Annotated in this window: 25 protein-coding genes, 4 tRNA genes and 1 riboswitch; of the genes, 6 read left to right on the plus strand and 23 right to left on the minus strand. The window is 42.8% G+C overall.

The annotated features are described in order from the left end of the window. The first annotated feature begins 23 nt into the window (after positions 1-23). Both cysG and FTT87_RS08855 read left to right on the plus strand, forming a co-directional pair. Complete coding sequence (gene cysG / locus FTT87_RS08850; RefSeq protein WP_180080657.1) at positions 24-1,397, plus strand: siroheme synthase CysG; 1,374 nt, start codon at positions 24-26, stop codon at positions 1,395-1,397. Positions 1,398-1,708: 311 nt separating this feature from the next. After that, positions 1,709-2,188, plus strand: a complete 480-nt coding sequence (locus tag FTT87_RS08855; protein WP_131274096.1) for a tRNA (cytidine(34)-2'-O)-methyltransferase — start codon at positions 1,709-1,711, stop codon at positions 2,186-2,188. A gap of 58 nt (positions 2,189-2,246) precedes the next feature. On the opposite strand, the gene FTT87_RS08860 is transcribed toward FTT87_RS08855, so the two are convergent. From FTT87_RS08860 to rpoD, 6 genes are all read right to left on the minus strand, one after another. Further along, positions 2,247-3,641, minus strand: a complete 1,395-nt coding sequence (locus FTT87_RS08860) for an APC family permease (protein WP_180080659.1) — start codon at positions 3,639-3,641, stop codon at positions 2,247-2,249. Positions 3,642-3,905: 264 nt separating this feature from the next. Then, positions 3,906-5,090, minus strand: coding sequence for an iron-containing alcohol dehydrogenase (locus FTT87_RS08865; RefSeq protein WP_180042407.1), 1,185 nt, complete (start codon positions 5,088-5,090; stop codon positions 3,906-3,908). Position 5,091: 1 nt separating this feature from the next. After that, positions 5,092-5,625: a hypothetical protein gene (locus tag FTT87_RS08870; RefSeq protein ID WP_166170413.1), complete on the minus strand. Its 534-nt coding sequence runs from the start codon at positions 5,623-5,625 to the stop codon at positions 5,092-5,094. Between the two features lie 77 nt (positions 5,626-5,702). Then, positions 5,703-6,362 (minus strand): lipoyl(octanoyl) transferase LipB, encoded by a 660-nt coding sequence (lipB, locus tag FTT87_RS08875; protein WP_180080661.1) that lies wholly within the window; start codon positions 6,360-6,362, stop codon positions 5,703-5,705. 162 nt (positions 6,363-6,524) lie between these two features. After that, positions 6,525-6,812, minus strand: coding sequence for a YbeD family protein (locus FTT87_RS08880; RefSeq protein WP_086196931.1), 288 nt, complete (start codon positions 6,810-6,812; stop codon positions 6,525-6,527). Between the two features lie 117 nt (positions 6,813-6,929). After that, entirely contained in the window at positions 6,930-8,816 is a 1,887-nt protein-coding gene (gene rpoD, locus FTT87_RS08885) for an RNA polymerase sigma factor RpoD (protein ID WP_180042403.1), read from the minus strand. Positions 8,817-9,184: 368 nt separating this feature from the next. On the opposite strand from rpoD, the gene FTT87_RS08890 reads away from it, so the two are divergent. Further along, positions 9,185-9,394, plus strand: a complete 210-nt coding sequence (locus tag FTT87_RS08890; protein WP_086176283.1) for a PA3496 family putative envelope integrity protein — start codon at positions 9,185-9,187, stop codon at positions 9,392-9,394. 69 nt (positions 9,395-9,463) lie between these two features. Then, complete coding sequence (locus FTT87_RS08895) at positions 9,464-9,988, plus strand: YecA family protein (protein ID WP_166170407.1); 525 nt, start codon at positions 9,464-9,466, stop codon at positions 9,986-9,988. Between the two features lie 158 nt (positions 9,989-10,146). On the opposite strand, the gene FTT87_RS08900 is transcribed toward FTT87_RS08895, so the two are convergent. From FTT87_RS08900 to FTT87_RS08915, 4 genes are all read right to left on the minus strand, one after another. After that, a complete protein-coding gene (locus FTT87_RS08900; RefSeq protein ID WP_180042401.1) occupies positions 10,147-10,566 on the minus strand; it encodes an ABZJ_00895 family protein in 420 nt (139 codons plus the stop codon). 21 nt (positions 10,567-10,587) lie between these two features. Then, a complete protein-coding gene (locus FTT87_RS08905) occupies positions 10,588-11,202 on the minus strand; it encodes a DedA family protein (RefSeq protein WP_180042399.1) in 615 nt (204 codons plus the stop codon). An 85-nt stretch (positions 11,203-11,287) separates the two neighbouring features. Next, entirely contained in the window at positions 11,288-11,572 is a 285-nt protein-coding gene (locus tag FTT87_RS08910; protein ID WP_180042397.1) for an FUSC family protein, read from the minus strand. A gap of 220 nt (positions 11,573-11,792) precedes the next feature. Further along, positions 11,793-12,725 carry a rhodanese-related sulfurtransferase gene (locus FTT87_RS08915; RefSeq protein ID WP_180042395.1) on the minus strand — a complete coding sequence of 311 codons (933 nt, stop codon included), beginning with the start codon at positions 12,723-12,725 and terminating at the stop codon, positions 11,793-11,795. Between the two features lie 206 nt (positions 12,726-12,931). On the opposite strand from FTT87_RS08915, the gene FTT87_RS08920 reads away from it, so the two are divergent. After that, a complete protein-coding gene (locus FTT87_RS08920) occupies positions 12,932-13,420 on the plus strand; it encodes a DUF1289 domain-containing protein (protein WP_180042393.1) in 489 nt (162 codons plus the stop codon). A gap of 140 nt (positions 13,421-13,560) precedes the next feature. Here the strand turns inward: FTT87_RS08920 and ribB are convergent, their stop codons facing one another. The 12 genes from ribB to FTT87_RS08980 form a co-directional block, all read right to left on the minus strand. Next, complete coding sequence (gene ribB, locus FTT87_RS08925; protein WP_086196844.1) at positions 13,561-14,220, minus strand: 3,4-dihydroxy-2-butanone-4-phosphate synthase; 660 nt, start codon at positions 14,218-14,220, stop codon at positions 13,561-13,563. Positions 14,221-14,314: 94 nt separating this feature from the next. Next, positions 14,315-14,475: riboswitch (FMN riboswitch) on the minus strand. Positions 14,476-14,650: 175 nt separating this feature from the next. Continuing rightward, positions 14,651-15,031 carry an aspartate 1-decarboxylase gene (panD, locus tag FTT87_RS08930; RefSeq protein ID WP_086196843.1) on the minus strand — a complete coding sequence of 127 codons (381 nt, stop codon included), beginning with the start codon at positions 15,029-15,031 and terminating at the stop codon, positions 14,651-14,653. A gap of 143 nt (positions 15,032-15,174) precedes the next feature. Next, entirely contained in the window at positions 15,175-15,756 is a 582-nt protein-coding gene (gene pth, locus FTT87_RS08935; protein WP_180042391.1) for an aminoacyl-tRNA hydrolase, read from the minus strand. Between the two features lie 19 nt (positions 15,757-15,775). Then, the gene (gene rplY, locus FTT87_RS08940; RefSeq protein ID WP_086196841.1) at positions 15,776-16,072 is read right to left on the minus strand and encodes a 50S ribosomal protein L25; all 297 of its coding nucleotides are present in this window, start codon (positions 16,070-16,072) and stop codon (positions 15,776-15,778) included. Positions 16,073-16,172: 100 nt separating this feature from the next. Continuing rightward, positions 16,173-17,126, minus strand: a complete 954-nt coding sequence (locus FTT87_RS08945; protein WP_086196840.1) for a ribose-phosphate pyrophosphokinase — start codon at positions 17,124-17,126, stop codon at positions 16,173-16,175. Positions 17,127-17,162: 36 nt separating this feature from the next. Beyond that, positions 17,163-17,237: transfer RNA gene (locus tag FTT87_RS08950), tRNA-Gln, on the minus strand. A gap of 91 nt (positions 17,238-17,328) precedes the next feature. Next, positions 17,329-17,403 (minus strand) — tRNA-Gln (locus tag FTT87_RS08955). Between the two features lie 41 nt (positions 17,404-17,444). After that, positions 17,445-17,519, minus strand: a tRNA-Gln gene (locus FTT87_RS08960). Between the two features lie 27 nt (positions 17,520-17,546). After that, positions 17,547-17,621: transfer RNA gene (locus FTT87_RS08965), tRNA-Gln, on the minus strand. Between the two features lies 1 nt (position 17,622). Next, a complete protein-coding gene (ispE, locus tag FTT87_RS08970) occupies positions 17,623-18,453 on the minus strand; it encodes a 4-(cytidine 5'-diphospho)-2-C-methyl-D-erythritol kinase (RefSeq protein WP_180042389.1) in 831 nt (276 codons plus the stop codon). Between the two features lie 24 nt (positions 18,454-18,477). After that, positions 18,478-19,059: a lipoprotein insertase outer membrane protein LolB gene (lolB, locus tag FTT87_RS08975; RefSeq protein ID WP_180042387.1), complete on the minus strand. Its 582-nt coding sequence runs from the start codon at positions 19,057-19,059 to the stop codon at positions 18,478-18,480. Positions 19,060-19,067: 8 nt separating this feature from the next. Beyond that, on the minus strand, positions 19,068-20,780 hold the full coding sequence (locus tag FTT87_RS08980; protein ID WP_180042384.1) for a tetratricopeptide repeat protein: 1,713 nt from the start codon (positions 20,778-20,780) through the stop codon (positions 19,068-19,070). Between the two features lie 78 nt (positions 20,781-20,858). Here FTT87_RS08980 and hemA point away from each other — a divergent pair, with 78 nt between their 5' ends. Next, on the plus strand, positions 20,859-22,148 hold the full coding sequence (gene hemA, locus FTT87_RS08985) for a glutamyl-tRNA reductase (RefSeq protein ID WP_180042382.1): 1,290 nt from the start codon (positions 20,859-20,861) through the stop codon (positions 22,146-22,148). Between the two features lie 22 nt (positions 22,149-22,170). On the opposite strand, the gene FTT87_RS08990 is transcribed toward hemA, so the two are convergent. Beyond that, positions 22,171-24,078 (minus strand): DNA primase, encoded by a 1,908-nt coding sequence (locus FTT87_RS08990; RefSeq protein ID WP_180042380.1) that lies wholly within the window; start codon positions 24,076-24,078, stop codon positions 22,171-22,173. Positions 24,079-24,098 lie beyond the last annotated feature (20 nt).

Consider the following 24,098-nt stretch of genomic DNA (forward strand, 5'->3'; position numbering starts at 1 on the left):
GATTTAAAATATTGAGGTCATTCGTGGATATCTTTCCAATCTCTTTAAAGTTGCAGCAGCAACCTTGTCTGATTGTCGGTGGTGGGCGCATTGCTTACCGTAAGGCCGTACTTTTGGCAAAAGCAGGAGCAGTCATTGATGTGATTGCGCCTGAAATCGAAAATGATTTAGTTGAGATTGTTCGTGCCAGCCAGGGGCAATATGTCCAAGCGCCTTTTAGTCCAGATATTCCGTTGCGTGATTACCGTCTGGTGATTGCGGCAACCAATGATAAAGCCACCAATGTTCAGGTTTTTGAAGCTTGCGAAGCTGAAAAAATTCTGGTGAATAGTGTCGATGATCTACCGCATTGCCGTTTTATGGTGCCTGCCATTATCGACCGTTCTCCTTTAGTGGTTTCAATTGCCACCAATGGCAAATCACCAGTTTTATCCCGTCAAATCCGTACCCAGCTGGAAGCGAGCATTCCGCATGGCATGGGAAAACTTGCCGATTTTTCAGGTAAATGGCGAGCTGCGGTCAAAGCCAAAATTGAAAATCCGGATGAACGCCGTATTTTTTGGGAAGACTTATATGCCAGTCCACTCAAAGAACAGGTGTTTAATGACAATCTTGCTGAAGCCGACCGTTTGATTGAGCAAGCCTTAATGGAATGGAAAGCGCCGAAAGGTGAAGTCTATCTGGTGGGTGCGGGGCCAGGCGATCCTGAACTGTTGACCTTAAAAGCATTGCGTTTGATGCAACAGGCAGATGTTGTTATTTACGACCGTCTAGTGTCGCCTGCGATTATGGACTTGTGCCGCCGTGATGCGGAAAAGGTCTATGTGGGTAAAGCCCGTTCCAATCATAGTGTGCCGCAAGAAGGCATTAATGCGTTATTGGTGGAATACGCTGCTCAAGGTAAGCGCGTCTGCCGTTTGAAAGGCGGTGATCCGTTTATTTTTGGCCGTGGTGGCGAAGAGATTCAGGAACTGTTTGCTGCAGGCGTGGCTTTTCAGGTGGTACCTGGAATTACTGCAGCTTCGGGCTGTTCCGCTTATGCCGGTATTCCTTTAACCCATCGTGATTATGCTCAAAGTGTGCGCTTCTTGACCGGGCATTTAAAGGAAGGCTCGCCAGAGTTGCCATGGAATGAGCTGGTGTATGAAAACCAGACCCTAGTATTGTATATGGGCTTGGTGGGGCTGGAAAAAATCTGTGCCCAGCTGATTGCCCATGGCCAGCGTCCAGACATGCCGGTTGCCCTGATTTCCAAAGGGACTACACCTGACCAGAAAGTGGTGGTGGGAACCTTAGCCGATATCGCATCGAAAGTGACGGAGCATCAGATTCAAGCGCCAACGCTCACCATTATTGGTGAAGTGGTAAAACTGCGTGAACAATTGCAGTGGGTATGAGCGAGGATAAGCAACACTTCGTGTTGCCCGAGCGCAAGACGAAGGCTGTGCCTGAGTAAAGAGGATAAGCAACACTTCGTGTTGCCCGAGCGCAAGACGAAGGCTGTGCCTGAGTAAAGAGGATAAGCAACACTTCGTTTGCCCGAGCGCAAGATGAAGGCTGTGCCTGAGTAAAGAGGATAAGCAGCGAATTTTTGCTGTTGTTCAATTGCAAACGGAACGCGGTACTTGGCCAAGAAATCCTCTATCGAGTTCCCGGCTTGATCAGTAAAGTCCAAACATTGCTTAAATAAAATTAGAGTGAGTAAAAAGTGATCCACGTTGTTTTGTACGAGCCAGAAATTCCTGCCAACACCGGGAATATCATCCGTTTATGTGCCAATACCGGTGCGCAACTTCATTTGGTTAAACCGCTGGGTTTTGAGCTCGACGATAAAAAGCTGCGACGTGCAGGTCTGGATTATCATGAATGGGCACACATGAAAGTGTGGGAAAACTTTGCAGAATGCTTAGCTCATTTAGAAGAGCAAGGCATTGATCAGGATGCTATTTATCCTTTAACCACCAAAGGTTCTGAAACTCCGCATACCTCAAATTTAAACCGTCCTGTGGCGTTGTTGATGGGCCCTGAAACACGCGGTCTGCCTGAAAATGTACGCATGATGTTCCCGGAAAAACACTGGATTCGTTTACCCATGGCAGCAAACTCTCGTAGTTTGAACCTGTCTAATGCTACAGCAGTTATTCTGTATGAAGCATGGCGTCAGCAAGGTTTTAAAGAACTGGTCTAATTTCAGATCATAAAAAAAGACGCATTGAGCGTCTTTTTTTATGCATGGAATCAAGGCATTAATGCGTATCATCAAACTCGTTGTGCTGTGGAGCAGGGTGTTTGAAACCTTTGGTTTTATAACCCAGGTACAAAATACCGAACATTGCCCACCATAAACCGAATTTCAATGCGGTATCTTCAATTTCTAGCCACATGGCAAAAATACTTAAGAAGCCGAGTAAAGGAATGACGACAAAGCTAATAATGTCTTTGATATTTTTGGTACGGCCATCACGTAATGCATAACGTGAAATTACAGACAGATTCACAAAGGTAAAAGCAGTGAGGGCACCGAAACTGATCATTGAAATCACGATGTCCAGATCCATGAAACCAGCAGTTAAAGCCACGCCACCGACAATCAGAATGTTGTAAACCGGTGTGTAGCTTTTCGGACTGATATGACCAAAAATCTTTTTGTTGATCACGCCATCACGGCCCATCACATACATTAGGCGTGAAACGCCCGCATGTGCAGAAATACCGGATGCCATCACCGTAACGATTGCGAAATAAAGCACCACAGTTTTGAATGCTACTCCACCAACGGCTTGAAGAATGTCCGGCTGGGTTGCAGCAACATCTTCAAAATATGTCTTTGGATCGTTCGGGAAGTAAATTTGCATGAAATAGGTACTGATAATGAAGATAATACCTGCGATGAGTGCCGTAAGGAAAATCGCTTTAGGTAGAGTCTTTTCAGTCTCTTTGGTTTCTTCTGCCAGTGAGCTGAGTGAGTCAAAACCAGTAAAAGAGAAACAAAGCAATGTTGCACCGGTAATTAACGGACCCAAAGCCGTCATTTCATTCCAGAACGGTTCCAGACTCCATAACTGGTATTTGGCATTCGCTAATGTACCATCGGCATTGATCCCACCTGCGAGTAGAGAGTAAACCATCCAGGTGAAGTATGCGATGACAGCCAGCTGAATCAATACAATCAAGCCGTTGAAGTTGGCAACAAATCTGGCACCACGCAAGTTTACGCCAGTCATAAATGCGGTCAGTGCAACAACCCAAACCCAATGGTTAACCTCAGGGAATAGGGCTTCCAGATAAATGACTGCCAAAATGATGTTGACCATGGGTGACAGTAGATAATCCAGCCATGATGACCAGCCCACCATAAAACCGACATTAGGGTGAATCGATTTTTGTGCATAAGTATATGCCGACCCTGATGATGGATAACGACGGATCATGTGTCCATAACTAATAGATGTAAATAGTATTGCAATCAGGGCAATAATGTACGAAGTTGGCACGTGGTAATGGCTTTCTTCAGCAACCAGACCGAAGGTATCAAATAATGTCATTGGCTGAATATAAGCTAAACCAATAATAATGATGTGCCAGAGTCCAAGCGTTTTTTGCAGTTTAGCTGTCGATTGAGTCCCAGAGATAGTTGTCAACGGCGTTATCCTCTTATCGTTGATCAAGGATCAGTCATGTTTACAAGGATCGTTTGAGACGAACGATCCCCCCTAAATGAATAAAACAAAAGTGCGCCAATCTACTCTAGTTTGGTACGTTTTGCCAATATCTTTGTGAGTTTTTAATGCAGAAAATATGCCACTTGATATAAAAAACTAACTTTAATTTTCTATAAAGTAAAAGCCTGATGCTTAAAAAAACATCAGGCTAATTTTTAGCTATATTCGCTTAATTTTCAATGTTTACCAAGCTTTTTCTAAAATCGCTTTTAAATCATTCAAGGTGGCTTCTTTCGGATTGTAAATAATGGAACCATCATTTAATGCTTTGTCTGCGACTTCATCCAATTGTGCTTCTGAAATCTTGTCGGTTTCACGTAAAGTACGTGGCAATTTCGTCAGTGCATACAAGCGATCACGCATGGTCAGAATCGTAGCAATGGTTTTATCGGCACGTAAATGGGCAGGGGTTTGCGCATAAATGTCTGGACCTGCTAAAGGTAGCAATAATTCTGCAAGCTTGTCGCCATTCACCTCTTTATTGTACTCAAGCACATAAGGCAGGAACAGGTTCATGCACAGGCCATGTGGCAAATGTGCAACTGCACCTAAAGCATGTCCAAGGGAATGCACCAGGCCTACCATGGAGTTGGAGAACGCAATTCCGGCCATGGTGGACGCTTGTGCCAGTTCCAGACGGCCAAACTCATCAGCTGGATTATCTAACACATTGAACAGGCTGTTGCTCACTTTTTTGATGGCAGCTGTCGCATAAGCATCACTGATCGGATTGGCAGCCATGCAAGTATAGGCTTCAACTGCATGGGTTAGTGCATCCATGGCTGTCATGGCAGTTAAATGTGGTGGCAAAGTCTGGGTCATGCGCGGATCCAGAATTGCCGCATGCGGCATCAGATAATAGGATGCAAAGGGCATTTTGACATTTTTTTCAAGATCGGATACCACAGCCACCATGGTCACTTCTGAACCCGTACCCGATGTGGTAGGAATCACAAAAAATGGTTTTAACGGTTTTGGCAGGTTATGTGCACCTGAATATTTAAGCAGGTCATCGCCACCTTCGGTCACCAGAATATTGGTTGCCTTGGAAGTATCAATCACTGAACCGCCACCGACAGCAATAATCGCATCACAACCATTATCACGATAAGCTTTCGCTGCATTTCGGACGGTTTGTACGCTTGAATCAGGTGGAACATCATCAAAAATATAACCAATGACTGCATCGGTAGATTCAAAAGCTGCTTCAATTGGTGCAAGCAGATTGTTGCTGCGTACACCTTTGTCAGTAATGATCAGAGGACGTTTGGCACCTAAAGTAGCAAGTTCAAACGGAATATGTTCTAAGGCAGCATGACCTGCAATGACTTTGACCGGACAGAAAAATTCGTAATAAGGCTTAGCCATGTTATGCACTCCGTTTAAAATAGGATTGAGCTACTTTCAAATAAATATTTGCAGCTCCAGTCAGTTTTTCTTTTAGGCTTAATTCGGTCGGATATTGTTTTACAGCAAGCTCCGCAAGGAGTTTAGGTAAAATAAGCGCTTCCATTTTGTTTAAGCAGCGGACCAGACGAATGGCAAATGCAATATCTCCATCGGCTATCATACGGTCATGGGCAAAGGCCTGTGCGGTACTTTCCTGAAAGGAAAATACTAAAAAGGCATGGCTTAAGTGCTTAAAAGTAATGGTGAGGTCAGGTTTGCTGTCTACAGATTGCAGTAATTGTAATTGATGGTCTTGCGTGACTTTTGCAATAAAAGCCGGGCCATGGGGAAATACTTTCATTGATAGAACGAAACCCACCGGGAATTTTGCAACTTCCTGTTTGACTTCGGCGTCGACTTGACTCGCCATTACCAGACCTCTGCCAATCACATCCATCATGAGTTTGACATAGGTCAGTTGTAAAGCGGGCTTAACGGATTTGGTTGAAATCACTTGTGTATCCCTTATCTAAAGAATATTTTATTAGTTTAGAGTAAATACTCTAATTTATTTTTATGTCAAAAGCAAAATTATTGTTGCATGATTTGAACTTCACTAAAGTAACCGCTGTTGTTTACAGTTTCAATGATATCGAAGCATAAGTTCTCGAATTTTGGATAATCTTGAACTAAATCCTGAATGCGTACCATCTCCAGGCCAGCATAACCACAGGGGTTAATGGTGTGGAAACCAGACAGGTCACAATCAATATTTAGAGCCAGTCCGTGATAGCTGCGTCCTTTGCGGATTTTAAAACCCAGCGAACCAATCTTGCGCTCATTGACATAAACGCCCGGCGCATCCGGTTTGGCATAGGCTTCAATGCCATATTTGTTCAGCAGTCCAATCATTAAATTTTCAGCATAAGATACCAGCGTGCGTACATTCCAGCCCAAGCGGTTTAGGTCAAACATAAAGTAGGCTACCAGTTGGCCTGGGCCATGCCAGGTGACTTGTCCACCGCGATCCGTTTGTACCACCGGAATATTGCTGGGTATCAGAATATGTTCCGGTTTGCCAGCTTGACCTTGGGTCAGCACATCATGATGCTGCAAAATCCACAGTTCATCTGGCGTATTCTCATTGCGGTTTTCAGTCAGCTGTTTCATATCCTGAAAACGGTCGAGATAAGGTGTGAGCTGGTTAAATTGACGAATAATCAGTTTGGGTTTTAGAACAGCATCAGTCATGTGAAGTGCGTCCTTAAAAATTTTCAACAGGATGCAAGGATTATAATGAAATCATGCCAAGATAGGGGATGATCACTGCACGATTTAGAGTTTTTCGTAGTATTGATAATATTTTTATTGGCTTATAAATAAAAAAACACGCATGACGCGTGTTTTTTGCTCTTAAAGTGCAGTTTTAATCAATGGGCAGGCTGCCAAGTCAGCATATAAAGCATGTACCTGTTCCAGTTCGACAAAAACGATTTGGGCAGTTAAAGAGTGATATTTTCCAGTACGTGAAGGTTGTACCTTGATGCTGTTACCATCAAATTCCGGAAAATGTTTTACCAAAATATCTACAACAGCAATATGTAATTCTTCACAGGCTTCACCAATCAGTTTGATCGGATAATCCATAGGGAAAACCCATAGATGTTCCTGAAGTTCACGAGATGGTGTACGGTCTAACATGGTCATAGTAGTCCCACTTATATATCAAACGCCTGCATAGAGGCAGGCGTTATGTGTTGCTGAATACTAGATGGGGGTGTTGGATAATTTTTCAATCCCCATCCGTATCACTATGTCTTAGTCATTTTCCAGGAATGAACGTAAGTGTTCAGAACGGGAAGGATGACGTAATTTGCGTAGTGCTTTGGCTTCAATCTGACGGATACGTTCACGGGTAACGTCAAACTGTTTACCGACTTCTTCCAGAGTGTGGTCAGTCGGCATGTCGATACCAAAACGCATTTTCAAGACTTTCGCTTCACGTTCAGTCAGGTTTTCCAGTACTTCACGGGTTGCTTCTTTCAGGCCTTCTGAAGTTGCCGCATCAATTGGAGAAGTGATGTTGCCATCTTCAATGAAGTCACCCAAATGTGAATCTTCATCATCACCAATTGGCGTTTCCATGGAAATCGGCTCTTTGGCAATTTTAAGTACTTTACGGACTTTAACTTCATCCATTTCCAGACGTTCGCCCAATTCTTCCGGGGTTGGTTCACGGCCCATTTCCTGAAGTAATTGACGAGATACACGGTTGATCTTGTTGATGGTTTCAATCATGTGTACCGGGATACGAATGGTACGTGCCTGATCGGCAATCGAACGGGTAATTGCCTGACGAATCCACCAGGTGGCATAAGTCGAGAATTTATAACCGCGACGGTATTCAAACTTGTCTACCGCTTTCATCAAGCCGATGTTCCCTTCTTGAATCAGGTCAAGGAATTGTAAACCACGGTTGGTATATTTTTTCGCAATTGAAATTACCAGACGCAAGTTGGCTTCGACCATTTCCTTTTTCGCACGACGGGCTTTTGCTTCACCTACTGCCATACGTTTAGAAATATCTTTGATTTCCTTAACATTCAAACCCAATTCTTTTTCGATGTCGGCAATTTTTTGCTGGAATGCCAGTACATCGGGACGTACTTTTTCTAAATAAGTTTTTTGTTCAGCTGGCGCTTTGGCAATTTGCTCATCTAACCAGGCTGGATTTGATTCCTGCCCCGGGAAAGACGTACGGAATTGAGTACGGTCCATACGGCCACGGCGGACTGCATAACGCATTACTTCACGTTCAGACGTGCGGATCTGTTCATGGGTGCCACGAATCATTTCAGAAATGATGTCAAATAGACGCGGAGTGAATTTGAACATCATAAACACGGTTGCCAGTGCTTGAAGCGCTTCATCTGCCTGTTTGCTGTTACGACCGTATTTTTCAATGGTCGCTTTGGTTACTTTCCAGGCTTCTTCCAGTTCAGCAAAACGCACACGTGCAATTTCTGGATCAGGACCGGATTCACCTTCAGAATCATCCTCAGTTTCAGCTTCTTCTTCTTCGTCATCGTCCAGTTTTACATCTTTGGTCGATTTAGATGTTGATTCTTCATCCTCATCGATATCCGCTTCATCTTCTAAAACTTCTGGGATTTCTTCATCAGATTCCGGGTCTAAATAGCCCGATAAAATATCAGCAAGACGACGTTCACCTTCAGTAACATCGTTATATTCTTTTAATACAACTTCAACGGCATTTGGCCAGTAGGCAATCGAGTGCAGAACGTCACGGATACCTTCTTCAATGCGTTTAGCAATGCTAATTTCGCCTTCACGTGTTAAGAGTTCAACCGTTCCCATTTCACGCATGTACATACGTACGGGATCTGTGGTGCGACCAGGTTCGTTTTCAACAGAAGCAAGTACGGCTGCCGCTTCTTCTTCGGCAACTTCATCGGTCGCTTCTGCACTAGTGCCATCGAACATGGTGTCATCAGATTCAGGCGCACGTTCATGAACAGGAATACCGACATCCTGAAGCATCTGAATGATGTCTTCAATCTGTTCGCTTTCCGTGATCGAGTCTGGGAGATGATCGTTAACCTCAGCGTAAGTTAAGTAACCTTGCTCTTTGCCTCGGCTAATCAGAGCCGCTACTTGCGAAGTAGGGGAAGTCATATCGCTCATCTTTGCTTACTCTTCGTTGAATCTGTGGCAGTGAAAAACCGTGCATGATAGCACAATTTGCTTAAAATTGTTTTGAATATTGATTGCTCAAGTTTCATTTAAAAATATAAATTTGATTTAACAGCTGTTTTCAATATTGGGCTGAAACTTTTTTTTTCAAGTCCATAGGGTGGATCACTCAAATTATGTTGAGTTTTTATTGGTCCATGCTGGAAATTCCAGGAACTAATAAATACACAATTTTTAGGGAGAAAAACAAGATTAAACCCGGTTTGCGGGAGAAAAAAATAAAAATACTTGACAAGAGTGCGTAAGCAGGATAAATAGCGCCTAGACCCATTCACTTTTTTCACCTTGAGGTAGTTTTAGTGTCTTCTACAGATTTTGAACTAGATGATAGCTACAGTGATGATGATGTTAGTTTTGATGAAGTATCAAGCAAAATTAGTGCTAAAGAGTCGTTAGAAAAACGTCGTCTGATTGATGACCTTCTTGCACAGCGTCGTTTAGAGCGTGAGCTGAAAGATTTTGATTATGATCTGGATGATGACGACGATTTTGATGATGAAGAAGACTAAAATAGGATTCTGCATAGCAGGCTAAAATGCTATGCTATGTCGCAGTTATTTTACAAACCTGGATTTTAAATGAGTGCTTTAGATTTAGACCTTTTGAGCGAATATCTAGATGGCGACCAGAATGAATATGGTCTAGATTTTCCGGCTACTCATGGCTTTTTATGTGCAATTGCGGTTGGTCCGAAATTCGATAAATGGCTGGACGAACTTTTTGATAACAATCATAAGAAAGTGCCTGCTGAAATCATTGCTCAAGTAAAAGCCTGGTTAGAATCAATTCGTCAAAGCCTGGCGAATGAAGAAGGAATCGAGTTTCCTTTTGAAATTGAAGAAGCAGAAGTGGATTCAAGTTTAGGTGACTGGAGTGTCGGCTTTGTCGATGCCATGTTCTTAAACGAAGATGCCTGGTTCACTCCTGAACATGAAGAACAATTAGTTGATTTAACTTTGCCAATGATGGTCTTTAGTGGTGTGGATGAAGAAGATCCGCAAATGGAATCTTTCCGTCGCAATGGCCAGTTGATGGATGAAATTGCTGAAGAAATTCCGGATAATTTAAATGAATTATATTTGATGTACCATACGCCAGCATGATGGTACGCCTTGCGCTGCTATAATCGCCGCGCATAGATCACACACCAGCGTGATGTGACATCTTGTGCTGTTCTAATCGCAGCTTATGTATATATTTAGCTCAGATTAATTTGTTAATAAAAAAGCACCATAAGGTGCTTTTTTAATTGTTCAATTGGCTATTTTCTGGATTTTAATTTCAAGAAGAGCGGACTCATCCACTGATAGGCAATAAAGAATAAAGCAAAATGTATTGCAACGATGAGCAACATAAATACGGCATAACCTGCTAAACCCATTTTTTCAGCAGATTGAATAATTTGTTCTGCATTCGGGTTCATCATGACCAAAAAGAATATAATAAAACACTCCAAAGTAATGGCAATCGCAGTATTTCCCCAGACCAAGATATTGCGTTCTTGTACAGTCGGCAAGCGTTGTTCTTTTTGCAGGAATTTAACCACATGACGAATCATGGTAACCAAAAAAATAGCGACGAAGAGCATCAAGCCAAGATTGGTAACAAACAATAAAAACAAAACGCTGAGAATTAAAACCACGCCATAATCGATAGCAAAACTTTTTAGATATTGTTGCATTTAAGCCCCTGATAAAATCAATTAGTTCTTCATTTTGCGTAGTTGTCTACGGTATAGGAGGATGGCGATAATCACCAGGATAATGAGGATAATACCATGGCTGACTTGGCTAAATATTTGCTGCATGAGCTGTTGGTTTTCACCAAAGTAAAAACCGACACAAGCCAGAAATGTAGTCCAGATGATAGTCCCTAAGCCACTGTAAAACATAAACTTCCAAAAAGGCATGTGGCTCATGCCAGCGGGAATACTAATCAGCGAGCGAACTGCCGGAATCATACGACCAAAGAATACGATGCGATGTCCATAATGCTCAAACCAGTCCAGAGACTTTTTAACATCACTAGATTTGATAAACATATATCTGCCATAACGGTCAACGAAACGGAAAATACTGTCATGGTTAAACTTATAGCCAATCCAATACAGTAAAGCAGCTGCAAGCAATGAACCGAAACAACCGGCAATGATGACGCCAAATAAAGTCAGCTGGCCTTGTGATGCAGAATAGCCAGCCGAGGGCATGATGATTTCAGAAGGAATAGGCGGGAATACGTTGTCAAGAAACATCAGTAGGGCAATACCGAGATAGCCCAATTGTTCCATGATGGAGATAATCCATTCTGTCAGATTCATAAAGTGATAAAAATAATCGTGATATTTACACCATCCTAAAGTTTATTAGATTTAGGGTAAAGTGTAGCCAGGTAATCAGTCTGGATTATTCCTGGCTATGAATCAGAGTATGGATATAAACTTTTCTCAAACTATAGGCAAGTGCAAATGGAATTACACCGAGCAAGGCATATTCTATAAAATTAGGTGTAAGGTGATATGCAATAAATATGGAAAAAATGCTGCCAATAATAGCACCCATCATCACAATAAAAAGATGGGATTCCTGCTCTAGAGTTTGTTTAATGTGTTTGACTTTTTGTAGATTTCTTTCGCGTGCAAGGTAAAAGCGTCGAGTATAATTGGCGGAACGACTAATTGCTCTTGACATAATTTAACTCCTTTTTCACGTTACTTTTTAATGTTATATATTAAATATTTCACGTTAAAAATTAATGGGTTATAGATTTATTATAATTTTTATCCCAGATTACCATATTATTTGTGACTTGATATACATTAATGGTGAAAATTGGTGATATTTTTTTATTTATTGTTAATTTTAGGTAAATAAAAAGCCCTCGAGTGAGGGCTTTTTTGAGGGAGATTAATTACAGGCGTTTACGCTTGGCAGCTGCAATTTGTGACTGACGCATACGGAAACCGGCTTTTTGCTTCTCGCTGGTTTTGTCGATGCAGTATTTACATGATACGCCATGTTCATAGCTTGGAAGTTCTACTTCTCCAGGAAGCAAAGGCCAGCCACAAGCATGACACTTGGTGTTCTGGCCTTCTTCTACACCATGAGTAACAGCTGTACGGCCATCAAACACGAAACATTCACCTTCCCACATACTTTCATCAGCAGGAGTTTCTTCCAGGTATTTTAAAATACCGCCTTTCAAATGATAGACCTCATTAAAGCCTTCTTGCAGCAATAATGATGTTGATTTTTCACAGCGAATACCACCCGTACAGAACATGGCAATTTTCTTGTCTTTATGCTGTTCCAGCTGTTTTTTTACATATTCCGGGAATTCACGGAAGGTTTCAGTTTTAGGATCAATTGCGCCTTTAAATGTACCGGCTTTATATTCATAGTCGTTACGGGTATCAATCAAGATCACGTCATCACGTGCAATCAGTTCATTCCATTCTTTTGGATCAAGATAGTGACCGACTAAATCGCGCGGTTTGACTTCAACGCCTAAAGTCACAATTTCTTTTTTTAGTTTAATTTTCATTTTACGGAATGGCTTGTCAGAGCTGTGTGACTCTTTATATTCCATTGCGTTAAAACCTTCATCCAGAAGAAACTGGTGGATGGTATCAATTGCTGCACGGTCACCTGCTACAGTACCGTTAATGCCTTCTCCTGCAACAATAAGAGTTCCACAAAGATTGATGGTTTTTACCAAATCAAGAAGACGTTGCTGCAGATCGGCAGGATTTTGAACTTCTTTAAATTGATATAGTGCCGCAACAACCCAGTCAGTGGTCGCTTGCTGTTCTACAGGTGCAAGCTGTTCTACAGTAGCGTTCATGGAAAACTCCAAATGTATTAAGGTAAGACAAAATTTAAGCCGCATATTCTAACGTGAATTGGCGCAATTAGCGATAAAACCTAGTATGAAATATGGTTTTTCATTTGCTGTTGGGGGATGTATGATGCCTGTGCTGATGGTTTATCAAATCAGAAAAGCGGTCTGAATTTTCCAGATGTGAACATTGTTGAATTTCGGAGTTTATTTTGAATACTGATCGTCGAATTGCTTCTTTGACCCCATGTGCAGGGCGTTGCTCTACGGTGTTTGGTGATTCGGTCTGTCGGGGGTGCCGTCGTTTTAATCATGAAGTGATTAAATGGAATACCTATACAGCAGAGCAGCATACAGCCATTTGGCGTCGATTAGATTCGCAACTTGATCAGATTTTGATTCCAATGTTGCCTATGGCGGATATCACCCATGTTGAAGGTTTTGTTTTATCCAAGCGTGTGCGGTTGCGTCCGGATGCGAGCAAAGGGCGCAAGCTATACCATGCATTAAAATTATGTGAGAAAAATCGTCATTTTACTGATGATAGTGGGTTAGGTATTCACTATAAAGATGTTCGTCCTTTGTGGGATGAATTTGAGCGACGAGTATTGGCACTTGCCACAGCCAGTTATGATTTGGCCTTTTTACGCGCTGATGGCATCAGTATGCATTTGTTGCAAAGTCTGGAAGAAGAGGATTAAATCCTCTTTTTTAACTTAAAATTTATAAAAAAATTTCTTATTCTCGTGTGCACTGAAATCATTTTGCATTAAAAAATCATCAGGCTTAATCAGGAAGCCTGATGATTTTAATTTTTTTGTGGCAAGTTTTGTTGTCTCGTTTAAAGATTATGCTGCAAACGGTACTGTACAATTTCTTCAATGGTAATCACGGTTAAATGATGAGTCTGTGCATAAGACAGAACCTGAATACCAGATGCCATCGTACCGTCAGGATTGGTCAGTTCACATAATACACCAGCGGGTTTCAAGCCAGCCAAACGTGCCAGATCAATGGTGCCTTCAGTATGGCCACGACGCGTCAGTACCCCACCTTCGCGCGCGCGTAAAGGGAAGACATGACCTGGTCGGTTGAGATCACTTGCCACAGCACCATCTTTAATTGCCGCTTTTACTGTGGTGGTACGGTCTTTTGCCGAAACGCCTGTAGTGACACCTTCTGCTGCTTCAATGGTCACGGTAAAAGCTGTTTTAAAATGGCTGGAGTTATCTGTCACCATTGGGGGAAGTTCCAGATGGTTAGCGAGTTCATCAGTCAAACAAAGACAGACAATGCCTGAGCCATCGCGAATCATACGGGCCATAGTGTCTACAGTTAAGGTTTCTGCAGCCACGATCAGGTCGGCTTCATTTTCACGGTCAAAGTCATCCATGACTAAAACGGGTTTGCCTTGGCGGATATCTTCTAAAGCTTTCTGGATGCGTTGTTTAGCAGGAGGAAGGGCAGAAAAGAAAATTTCGGGTTGAATCAAACTAGACATTGAAACGCTCTCGTAAAATAAACATACGGTTGAACATTTCAGGACTGATGCAGAAATGGGGTCGCAGCGATATATCACATATCAATATCGGTTACGTCGTCTTCTTTCATCCGGACTATACCGTCGGCTTTGGTTTTTCACCAAATCTGCGAGTAAACTTTAACCAGTTTACAGGCTCGTGGGCTGATTAAATCCTACAAGAATGTAGTTTTAATTTACCACCGGTGGGGAATTGCACCCCGCCCTGAAGCGATGTGTCATAAGTATAGTCCTGTTTTTAACAGTGGGTACAAATTTCTATAGATGAATCAGTCATATCCATAGTCAAACCAAGAATAACTTTAGAATAAGCTTATAATTATGAATATGTAGGGTATAAAAAAGCCCGCAGAAGCGAGCTTTTTGAATGTTTTGATCTGAACTGATCAGTTTAGGCAACCTGTACAGGAATACAGTTGGCGGTATGGTTCACTGTATTGTCCGGATTGGCATATACCAGACGAGGTTTATGGGCATTCGCTTCAGCTTCGGTGAAATCGCCAAATGTGGCGATAATCATTAAATCGCCCACATCAGCCTGCAGGGCAGCACCACCATTGACTGAAATAATGCCAGAATTTTCTTCACCACGGATGGCATAAGTGGTAAAACGCTTACCATTAGTCACGTTCCACATATGAATTTCTTCATATTCACGGATACCGGCTAAATCCATTAACACGCCGTCAATTGCACAAGAACCTTCATAATGTAATTCTGCTTGTGTCACGACACAACGGTGGATTTTAGCTTTTAATAAACGAGAAAGCATGGCTAGCGTCTCCTTAGTCGACCTAAGATTTTATCTTAGTTAAATCAAATCACTTCTTACTGGATCAGTAATCCGCAGAAAGCGCATTTTGCTCCGAAAAAAGCAACATGGCAAGAAGGAAAATTCAATTATTTGTAGAATGATCAGTTCGGTTTATACGCGTTAATTTGATTCATGGCTGTCTGAATGTCACCGTTTACCAGCAATTTAATGCGAGATAAAGCATGTGCAATGGCATCATCCATTAAACCTTGTTCGCTGCTTGGAGCTTTGCTCAGGACATGACCCGATACGCGTTCTTTGGAACCTGGGTGACCGATACCGATACGTAAGCGATGGAAATTGGGACCTGTATGCGGAACGATATCACGTAAACCGTTATGCCCACCATGGCCACCACCTGTTTTCAGGCGAATGACACCGGGATTCATATCCAGTTCGTCATGTGCGATGAGCATGGCTTCAGGAGCAACTTGATAGAATTTGGCGAAGGGTACAACGCTTTTGCCAGAGGCATTCATAAAGGTTGTGGGTAACAGCAGACGAACGTCTTGACCTTCGATGTTACCTCGACCACTGATTCCGTGGAATTTAGGATCGGCTTTGAGAGAGATGCCATATTGTTCTGCAAGGCGTTCAACGAACCAGAAGCCTGCATTATGGCGGGTTTGGGCATATTCCTTACCAGGATTGCCCAAACCAACAATTAGCGAAAGTTTTGACACTAATTTACACCGTTAACACTTATGCGCGTTTAAAGTCAGCGTGCATTGGAGTGTTTTTAGCTGGGTGACGTTGTAAAGCTTGGATTTTAACGCTTTCAACTTTGTCACCAACTTTGATTTCAACAACTTCTTCAAAGAAAGCGTTGTCTTCAAGTGCTTTAACAAGTTCACGAAGTTCTAAAGTAACCGCTACAGGTTCAGCAGCACCACCGTAGATGATTGCTGGTACTTTGCTTTGAAGACGAAGGCGGCGGCTCGAACCTTTCCCTTGTACTGCTTCTTCACGTGCTGCTGCGTTTAATACGAAGTTTGCCATGATAGACATTCCTAATTTAAGTTTAATTAAGCTGAGTTTTCGACCAGCTCAGCGATAGAAAACCCTGCTAAAGGCAGGGTTTTGAAAATTTAGCGCTATATTATAGATAAGAATCAAACATTGCGCTAATAGATTCTTCGTTGTTAATACGACGAATTGTTTCAGCAACCATGCTGGCGACTGAAACTTGGCGAATCTTACCAAGTTCTTGAGCTTCTTGAGAAAGAGGAATGGTATCCGTAACAACGAGCTCGTCGATTACAGAGTTTTTCAAGTTCTCAATTGCTTTACCAGAAAGTACTGGGTGAGTTGCATAGGCAACTACACGGCGCGCACCAAACTGTTTCAGTGCATCAGCAGCTTTACATAAAGTACCTGCTGTATCCACCATGTCATCCACGATGACGCAGTCACGATCTTTTACATCACCAATCAAATGCATCACTTGTGATTCATTGGCTTTTTGACGACGTTTATCGATGATTGCAAGATCGATATCACCCATTTGTTTCGCTACAGCACGTGCACGAACTACACCACCAACGTCTGGAGAAACAACCATTAGGTTATGGTGTTGCTGTTGACGAAGATCAGCAAGTAATGCAGGAGTACCGTAGATGTTGTCTACAGGGATATCGAAGAAACCTTGAATCTGGTCAGCATGAAGGTCGATCATTACTACGCGGTCAATACCAACAGTTGTCAGCATGTCTGCGACAACTTTTGCGGTGATTGGCACACGGCTTGAACGAGGACGACGGTCTTGACGAGCATATCCGAAGTAAGGGATGACAGCAGTAATACGACCTGCACTTGCACGACGCAAAGCATCAGCCATAACAAGGACTTCCATCAGGTTGTCATTCGTTGGGGCGCAAGTAGGCTGTACTAGGAATACGTCTTTACCACGAACATTTTCAGTAATTTCGACAGCGATTTCACCGTCAGAAAATTGACCTACAGATGCTGCACCTAAAGGGATGTGCAGATGGCTTACGACTTTTTGGGCGAATTGTGGATGTGCAGTTCCACTAAAAACGACAAGATTGGGCATGAAGCACCCTTGGCGGTTGGAATGTTTGAAAATAGATGGCAGGGGCGGCTGGATTCGAACCAACGGATGCCGAGATCAAAACCCGGTGCCTTACCACTTGGCGACGCCCCTAATGCGGCAGAACTTTAATATTTTTGCGGTTCTGTGTCAAGGTGAATTAACAAATGAACATGCAAATTCTGTTCTGTCTTTTTTGAGAAAATGGCAGGGGCGGCTGGATTCGAACCAACGGATGCCGAGATCAAAACCCGGTGCCTTACCACTTGGCGACGCCCCTAAATTTGATTGCTGTATTGTGATTTAAACCATAAGTTTAAATGGCAGGGGCGGCTGGATTCGAACCAACGGATGCCGAGATCAAAACCCGGTGCCTTACCACTTGGCGACGCCCCTAATACAGTAATCTACAGATGAATATGATGGCAGGGGCGGCTGGATTCGAACCAACGGATGCCGAGATCAAAACCCGGTGCCTTACCACTTGGCGACGCCCCTATCATATAACCTTGAAATGACGTAATGGTGATTCATTTAAACTATTGACCAAGTAAGCTTTACAAGGCAAATGAGCTAAAATCTCATCAATATTCATGTCAGCGGTTACTTCAGTAAAAACACAAGCACCTGTACCTGTAAGTTTTGCAACACCGAACTGGTCTAAATACTGCATCGCTTCATTTACCTCAGGATATAGGCTTTTTGCCAAAGGCTCAAAGTTATTTCCAAAGTTAAATGGCTTTAACTGATAGGCGCAAAATTTAGTAGGCTTCGTGTCTCTTGTCAACGTTTTTTGTGAAAAAAGCAATTGAGTGCTGATAAAACAATCAGGTTTTAACACAATGTATTGTTTTTGATCTAAGTCTATGAATGTTAAGTGTTCACCAATACCTTCCGCCCAGGCATTCCGACCATGGACAAAAACTGGAACATCGGCACCTAATTTGAGTCCCAGTTCGGCTAACTGCTCAATACTTAAGCCACATTGCCATAACTGATTGACCACAATGAGGGTGGTGGCCGCATTGGATGACCCCCCGCCAAGTCCAGCACCCATAGGAATATTTTTTTCAATGCGGATATTTAAGCCTGAATATGCTGTTGCATACGGCTTTAAAATCTGTGTTGCCTTGAAAATCAGGTTCTGTTCCAAATCAACGCTGTTTAGTCCATCAATACTAATTTCAGGACTTGCTGTTTGGCTAAATTCCAGCCAGTCATACAGGTCAATGAGCTGAAAAATGCTTTGCAATTCATGGTAGCCGTCGTCACGACGGCCGGTGATATGCAAAAAAAGATTAAGCTTGGCAGGAGAGGGAACACGAATCATAGAATTTTAAACTTTTGAATAGGCTTAACGGTTTTGAATGAGCATTGTAATACGGTTTTCCTGACCGGATTCAAGCAGATGTTTTAAAACTAGCTTGTTCGGTAACTGGGCTTGCTCGTTATAACTGAGATCTACTATCCAGCCATCTTCCAAGAACTGGATGGGGCGGTTTTGCTCATCTTTACTGATTTTTGCCAGCATAGTTGCCGGTTTGGCCTGAACCCAATCGACTAAATGAGTAATCGGGGCTTGCCAGCCTGTGGCACGCTCCAGTAACTCTTCCGGAGTATCCGCTGTAATCAACCCGGTTTTTGCACTATTGAGGGTGACATTACCCGGTTGACCGGAAATCTGGGTTTTACCCACGCCCAAAATTCCGCTTAATTCGATGTCGAATGCATCCTGCTGTTGTACCCAGGTAAAAAAGGCACTGCCAGATTGTCCCGGAGTTCTTACCCCAATTTTACCTTGCAGATTAAAATTCTTCGCAGCTTCTGGAATTTGAGCCACATTCGGTGCTTGAGGCTGGGTGTATTGTTGGCAACCGCTCAGGATTAGCGTGCTTGCTGCAATCAGGCTTAAACTGAATTTTGAAAAAATGTGCATACAGATAGTTAACTCTTTTTCATTTGTTGCGGTAACAGTAACGATTTCAATTGCTCTAATTGCGGATCATTCGGATGATTTTTTTGTAATTGTTGTAACACTTTACTAAATTTTGTCAGCTCACCTTGCATGTATAAAGATTTTGCATAACGTACACCAATTTTCACATTTTGACTTAATTGGTAGGCTTGCTCTAATACTTGAGCTGAAGTTTTAAAGTCATTTTGTAAATAAGTGATATAGCCTAAAGTATCTAAAATAGAGGCCTGTTCCGGAGCAAATTCCAGAGCATGTTCAACATACTTGCGGGCTTCATCTAAACGCCGGTTTTGCAGGGCAAGCGTATAGGCATAGGCATTGAGGTAAGTCGGGCTATTGGGTTCTATTTCCAGTAATTTTTTCAATAATTTATCCAGTTTATCTTTGTCTTGAAAAGCATCAAGTAATAACACTTCGGAGTAAATTAGTTCCGGGTCATCCGGGACGTTTTTAATGGCTTCATCCAGCAGGCGCATGGCTGCTTTTTTATTGTCCATGCGTTTTAAAATATCAGCCTGAGCCTGGTACAGGAAACTGGCATATTGCGGATAATTGACCCGTTCCTGAGTCAGGAAGCGCAGGGCATCAGTGGGCTGGTTCTGGGCAGTAAAAATATTAACCATGTTGCGGCGCGAAACTGTGTACAGGCTGCCATCCACCAGACGGTAATAGGCTTTTGCGGTTTCAAAATGCTGCTTTCGTTCGGCATTGACTGCCAGATAATAATAGGCCTCATTTTGATATTGCGTGGAATATCGCAGCTCAACTAAATATTTTTCAGCTTTTTCATATTGTTCTAAGTCAATACTGGTTAAACCGGCAATAAACAGCGCTTCTTCTTCATGCGGCCATTTTTTTAACAGGGCTTCAAGTTTATTGAGAGCTTCTTCTGACTTATTTAATTTAATCAGATATTTAATTTCCGCTAAGCGAACTTCGATATTGTTTTTATGTTTGCGGCTGGCTTTGTCGTACCATTTTAGGGTTGCTTCATCATCGCCCAAGGCACTGAGCAAATTGGCCTTCATTAAAATAAAGCCGGTCACATTGGCACGCTTTTTTAAGGCACGACTAATGGTGGTCAGGGCATGCTCCAGTTGCCCGTTTTGTGCTTCCAAGCCTGCAATCAGTACCAGTACGGAAGGATTATCCCGTTCTTTACTTTTACGCAAGGCATCAATCAGAAAATCCCGATCTTCAGGGTCTTCAGGGGCAATTCCGGCCAGAATTTTTTCCAGGTCTGCATTGGGGTCAATATTTAAAATTTTGTCCAGCGTTTCTGCGGCGAGTTCATATTCATGGGCTTTTAAGGCAATATGTGAAAGATAAAATAAAGCCGGCACATCGGTCGGTTCTTGCACCACCCAATGGGTTGCAATATCCAGGGCTGCTTTTAGATCATTCTGTTCAATCGCAACATTTAAGGCGCGCTGTTTAACCGTGGTGGAATTGCTTTTAATTGCAAGCACGGTGTAGTTGTGTAATGCTGTGGGAATGTCCTGATAGGTCAGTGCAAATTCAGCAATCATGCTTTGTTTTATGGCATTATAATTTGAATTGGCATGATAAATTTCTCCAGATGCTCTAATATGAGCACTGTAAGCCATGCTACCCACAAGTAAGAATGTGGTAGAATATTGCTTAATTGTCGCGCCGTTTATCCGGCTATTTGTTTGACGCAATTTTTCTTGATCCAAGTAATGCTTTTTATGACACCAATACTGCACAATAGCATAAATTTAGCGAAATGATGATCTGATATGTCTTTCTTTGCATTGGGTGTCAACCATCAAACCGCCTCTGTAGAGCTGCGTGAGCAGATTGCATTTAATCCTGAAAAATTAATGCACCTGCTTGCCCTGCAAAGCCAAAACCATGACTTGAATGATATGGTGGTGGTCTCTACATGTAACCGCACCGAAGTTTATGCCATGTCTGAAAATGCGGACATGGTAATGAATTGGCTCGCCGAAGCAAATGACTTAGATGTTAAACAATTGTTTAATCATGTATATCGTTACGAAAATGCGCAGGCAGTGACCCATTTAATGCGGGTAGCCAGTGGTCTGGATTCGCTGATGCTAGGTGAACCGCAAATTTTGGGGCAGGTGAAATCTGCATTGTCTCTGGCTAAAGATGCACATACCGTTTCTCCGGATTTAAACCGAATTTTTGAATACGCCTTTTATGCAGCCAAACGTGTGCGCTCGGAAACAGCAGTGGGGAGTCATGCTGTTTCGATGGGCTATGCCGTTGCCCAACTTGCACTTCAGGTGTTTAGTAAACCTGAAAAACTGACTGTGATGGTGGTGGCTGCAGGGGAAATGAACAGCCTGGTGGCGAAGCATTTAGCGGAAATGGGAGTGGGGAAAGTCCTGATTTGCAACCGAACCCACGCGCGTGCAGAAAATCTGGCACAGGAAATTGCCCATCGCGTTGATGTGGAAATTATTGAATTCTCTGAGTTGGCTGCAAATTTACACCGCGCAGACGTCATTTCAAGCTGTACCGGAAGTCTGCATCAGGTCATTTCATATCAAGATGTTAAAACAGCGTTGAAAAAACGTCGTTATCAACAAATGCTGTTGGTCGATTTGGCCGTTCCGCGTGATATTGATCCCAAAGTAGAATCTCTGGATGGCGTTTATTTGTATGGAGTGGACGACCTGCAAAGTGTGATTGACGATAATCTTGCCCAACGTCGCCAGGCTGCGGTTGAAGCCGAGGTAATGGTCAATCAGTTAGTTACAGAAATGCTGACCCAGGAAAAAATCAAAAAAGCTGGCAGTACCATTCAAGCTTATCGTGAACAGGGTGAAGTACTCAGGCAAGAAGAACTGGCTTTGGCAATCTCACGTCTGGCTAGTGGTGACAATCCTGAGCAGATTTTGCAGGAATTATCGTATCGCCTGACACAAAAACTACTGCATCCAACTTCAATCTTGTTGCGACAGGCAGCCAAGGCTGAAGATCCGGCTTGTTTTGAATCGATGCGTGATCAATTAGAAGATGTATTTGCTAAACGGCGTAATACCAAGCATGAATCATAAATACTAAATTATAGCCGCTCGCTTAGTCTTCCAGCAGGGTAAGCGAGCGCTTTTTATCAATCTCGTAAATTTTCTGTTTCAGGTTGCGCATTTCGGCAATGCTGGTGAACTTTTTAGATTTGAGTTTTTGTTGCAAACATTGATATTGCAGTTTGATGGAAAAATCTTCTGCCAGTTTATCTGCCTGCTCCGGTGATGAGGTGTAATCACTGACATTGGCATGTAGCAAAATATTTTGCAGATCATGGTGATAAGGCGCACATGCACCTAAGACATAATACTGCGACAGCTCGGTATCATCAGGCAAATCATCAAAAATAATATTGAAGATATTTAGAATTTTAAACAGCAATTGATCCTGAGAAATCAAGGCGCGTAGCGGTTCAAAATGAATATACAGATAGGGGTGATTCATTAAAATCGCAATGACATATTCTTCAGCATCAATCTTGGTGCTAAAGCTTAAGGATGCGTCATTGTTGACTTGCGGTTGCCATTTGCGGCTAAAGCCCAGTTTTTCTCTAAAGAACTGCTGTAATAAGTAACGGTACGACCCCTGTTTTGGCAATAGTTCGGTCAGTTGGCGTAATTCACCCATGACCTGACTTTTTCCTTCCGGCTTGGTCACATCATGATTCTGGGTGAGATGTGCAAAAACAAAATCGGAGAGTAACGGCGCTTGCTGTAACAGGCGGTGAAAGTTTTCAATACCTTCACGGCGAATCAGTGAATCCGGGTCGTGATCATTGGGTAACACAAAAAACTTGAGTTCACGGCCATCATTGAGTAGCGGCAGCGCAATTTCCAGAGTACGGCGGGCGGCTTTTTGTCCGGCAGCATCACCATCAAAAGCAATGGTAATACGGTTGTTTTGTTTGAATAAAATATTCAGGTGTTCAGTATTACTGGCTGTTCCCAAGGTCGCCACAGCACCAGAAATGCCATATTGCTGCAAAGCAATCACATCCATATAACCTTCAACCATCAGCCAGTCCTGGGCTTTCTGTTTTCGGCCTTCATATAAACCATACAGCAACTGGTTTTTATGGAACACTTCCGAGTCCGGCGAGTTGATGTATTTGGGTTTGATTTCGTCATTCAAGGCACGACCACCAAAACCGACCACGCGACCTTTAGCATCCCGGATCGGGAAAATCACCCGGTCACGCAGCAGGTCAAAATCGCGTCCATTGTCACTGGTACGGATCAGCCCCAGTAGTTTTAAGCCTTCAATATCCTGTGGAAAAGCTTTTTCCAGATGTTGCCAGTCTTCTGGCGCATAGCCTAAACGCCAATAGTCAATGGTCTCTGCACTTAAGCCACGTTGCTTGAAATATTGCTGGGCACTGGTACTTTGCGGTAACTGGCGTTGGTAATACTGGGCAATGTTTTCCAGTAGATCAAACAGGTTGCCGTCTTGTACTGTTTCTTCCATTGGCATCTGTTCAAAAGATGCAAATGGATCATCATAGTATTCGGTTTCTTGCGCCTGAAATTCTGCAAAAGGATCAAAATGTGCTACAGGCGCTGCATTCGGTGTTTGATCGATGGTGTTTTTCGGTTGTTCTTGCAGCTGTGTTGCTGCAGCAGGTTTTATGGATTCACGTTTATATTTGATTTTATTGCTGTCGTTATTGTCTTTCGGCAGTTCAATCCCGGTACGGCTCGATAGATCCTTCATCACATCAATAAAGTTACGACCGTCAATATCCATTAAAAAGCGGATGGCATTACCGTTGGCCTGACAGCCAAAACAATGGAAATATTGCTTGTCGCGATAGACATGGAAAGATGGCGATTTTTCCTGATGAAAAGGGCAGCAACCTGAATAGGTGCGACCAGTTTTCTTGAGTTTCACGCGCTGACCAATCAGATCGACAATATCGGTGCGATCCAGGATTTGATCAATCGTGTGTTGAGGAATAGCCATAGGTATGCAATCGGGTGATA

This window comes from Acinetobacter sp. YH01022 (genome assembly GCF_013420235.1).
Taxonomy (GTDB): Bacteria; Pseudomonadota; Gammaproteobacteria; order Pseudomonadales; family Moraxellaceae; genus Acinetobacter.

Coding starts and splice junctions, on each gene's coding strand:
- FTT87_RS08865 (WP_180042407.1), bottom strand. CDS start 5,090: ATGGCTAAGCCTTATTACGAATTTTTCTGTCCGGTCAAAGTCATTGCA.
- lipB (WP_180080661.1), bottom strand. CDS start 6,362: ATGACTGATGCTGTTCTAAAACCCAAACTGATTATTCGTCAATTTAAC.
- FTT87_RS08880 (WP_086196931.1), bottom strand. CDS start 6,812: ATGTTAGACCGTACACCATCTCGTGAACTTCAGGAACATCTATGGGTT.
- rpoD (WP_180042403.1), bottom strand. CDS start 8,816: ATGAGCGATATGACTTCCCCTACTTCGCAAGTAGCGGCTCTGATTAGC.
- FTT87_RS08895 (WP_166170407.1), top strand. CDS start 9,464: ATGAGTGCTTTAGATTTAGACCTTTTGAGCGAATATCTAGATGGCGAC.
- FTT87_RS08900 (WP_180042401.1), bottom strand. CDS start 10,566: ATGCAACAATATCTAAAAAGTTTTGCTATCGATTATGGCGTGGTTTTA.
- FTT87_RS08905 (WP_180042399.1), bottom strand. CDS start 11,202: ATGAATCTGACAGAATGGATTATCTCCATCATGGAACAATTGGGCTAT.
- FTT87_RS08910 (WP_180042397.1), bottom strand. CDS start 11,572: ATGTCAAGAGCAATTAGTCGTTCCGCCAATTATACTCGACGCTTTTAC.
- FTT87_RS08915 (WP_180042395.1), bottom strand. CDS start 12,725: ATGAACGCTACTGTAGAACAGCTTGCACCTGTAGAACAGCAAGCGACC.
- ribB (WP_086196844.1), bottom strand. CDS start 14,220: ATGTCTAGTTTGATTCAACCCGAAATTTTCTTTTCTGCCCTTCCTCCT.
- panD (WP_086196843.1), bottom strand. CDS start 15,031: ATGCTTTCTCGTTTATTAAAAGCTAAAATCCACCGTTGTGTCGTGACA.
- rplY (WP_086196841.1), bottom strand. CDS start 16,072: ATGGCAAACTTCGTATTAAACGCAGCAGCACGTGAAGAAGCAGTACAA.
- FTT87_RS08945 (WP_086196840.1), bottom strand. CDS start 17,126: ATGCCCAATCTTGTCGTTTTTAGTGGAACTGCACATCCACAATTCGCC.
- ispE (WP_180042389.1), bottom strand. CDS start 18,453: ATGATTCGTGTTCCCTCTCCTGCCAAGCTTAATCTTTTTTTGCATATC.
- lolB (WP_180042387.1), bottom strand. CDS start 19,059: ATGCACATTTTTTCAAAATTCAGTTTAAGCCTGATTGCAGCAAGCACG.
- hemA (WP_180042382.1), top strand. CDS start 20,859: ATGTCTTTCTTTGCATTGGGTGTCAACCATCAAACCGCCTCTGTAGAG.
- FTT87_RS08990 (WP_180042380.1), bottom strand. CDS start 24,078: ATGGCTATTCCTCAACACACGATTGATCAAATCCTGGATCGCACCGAT.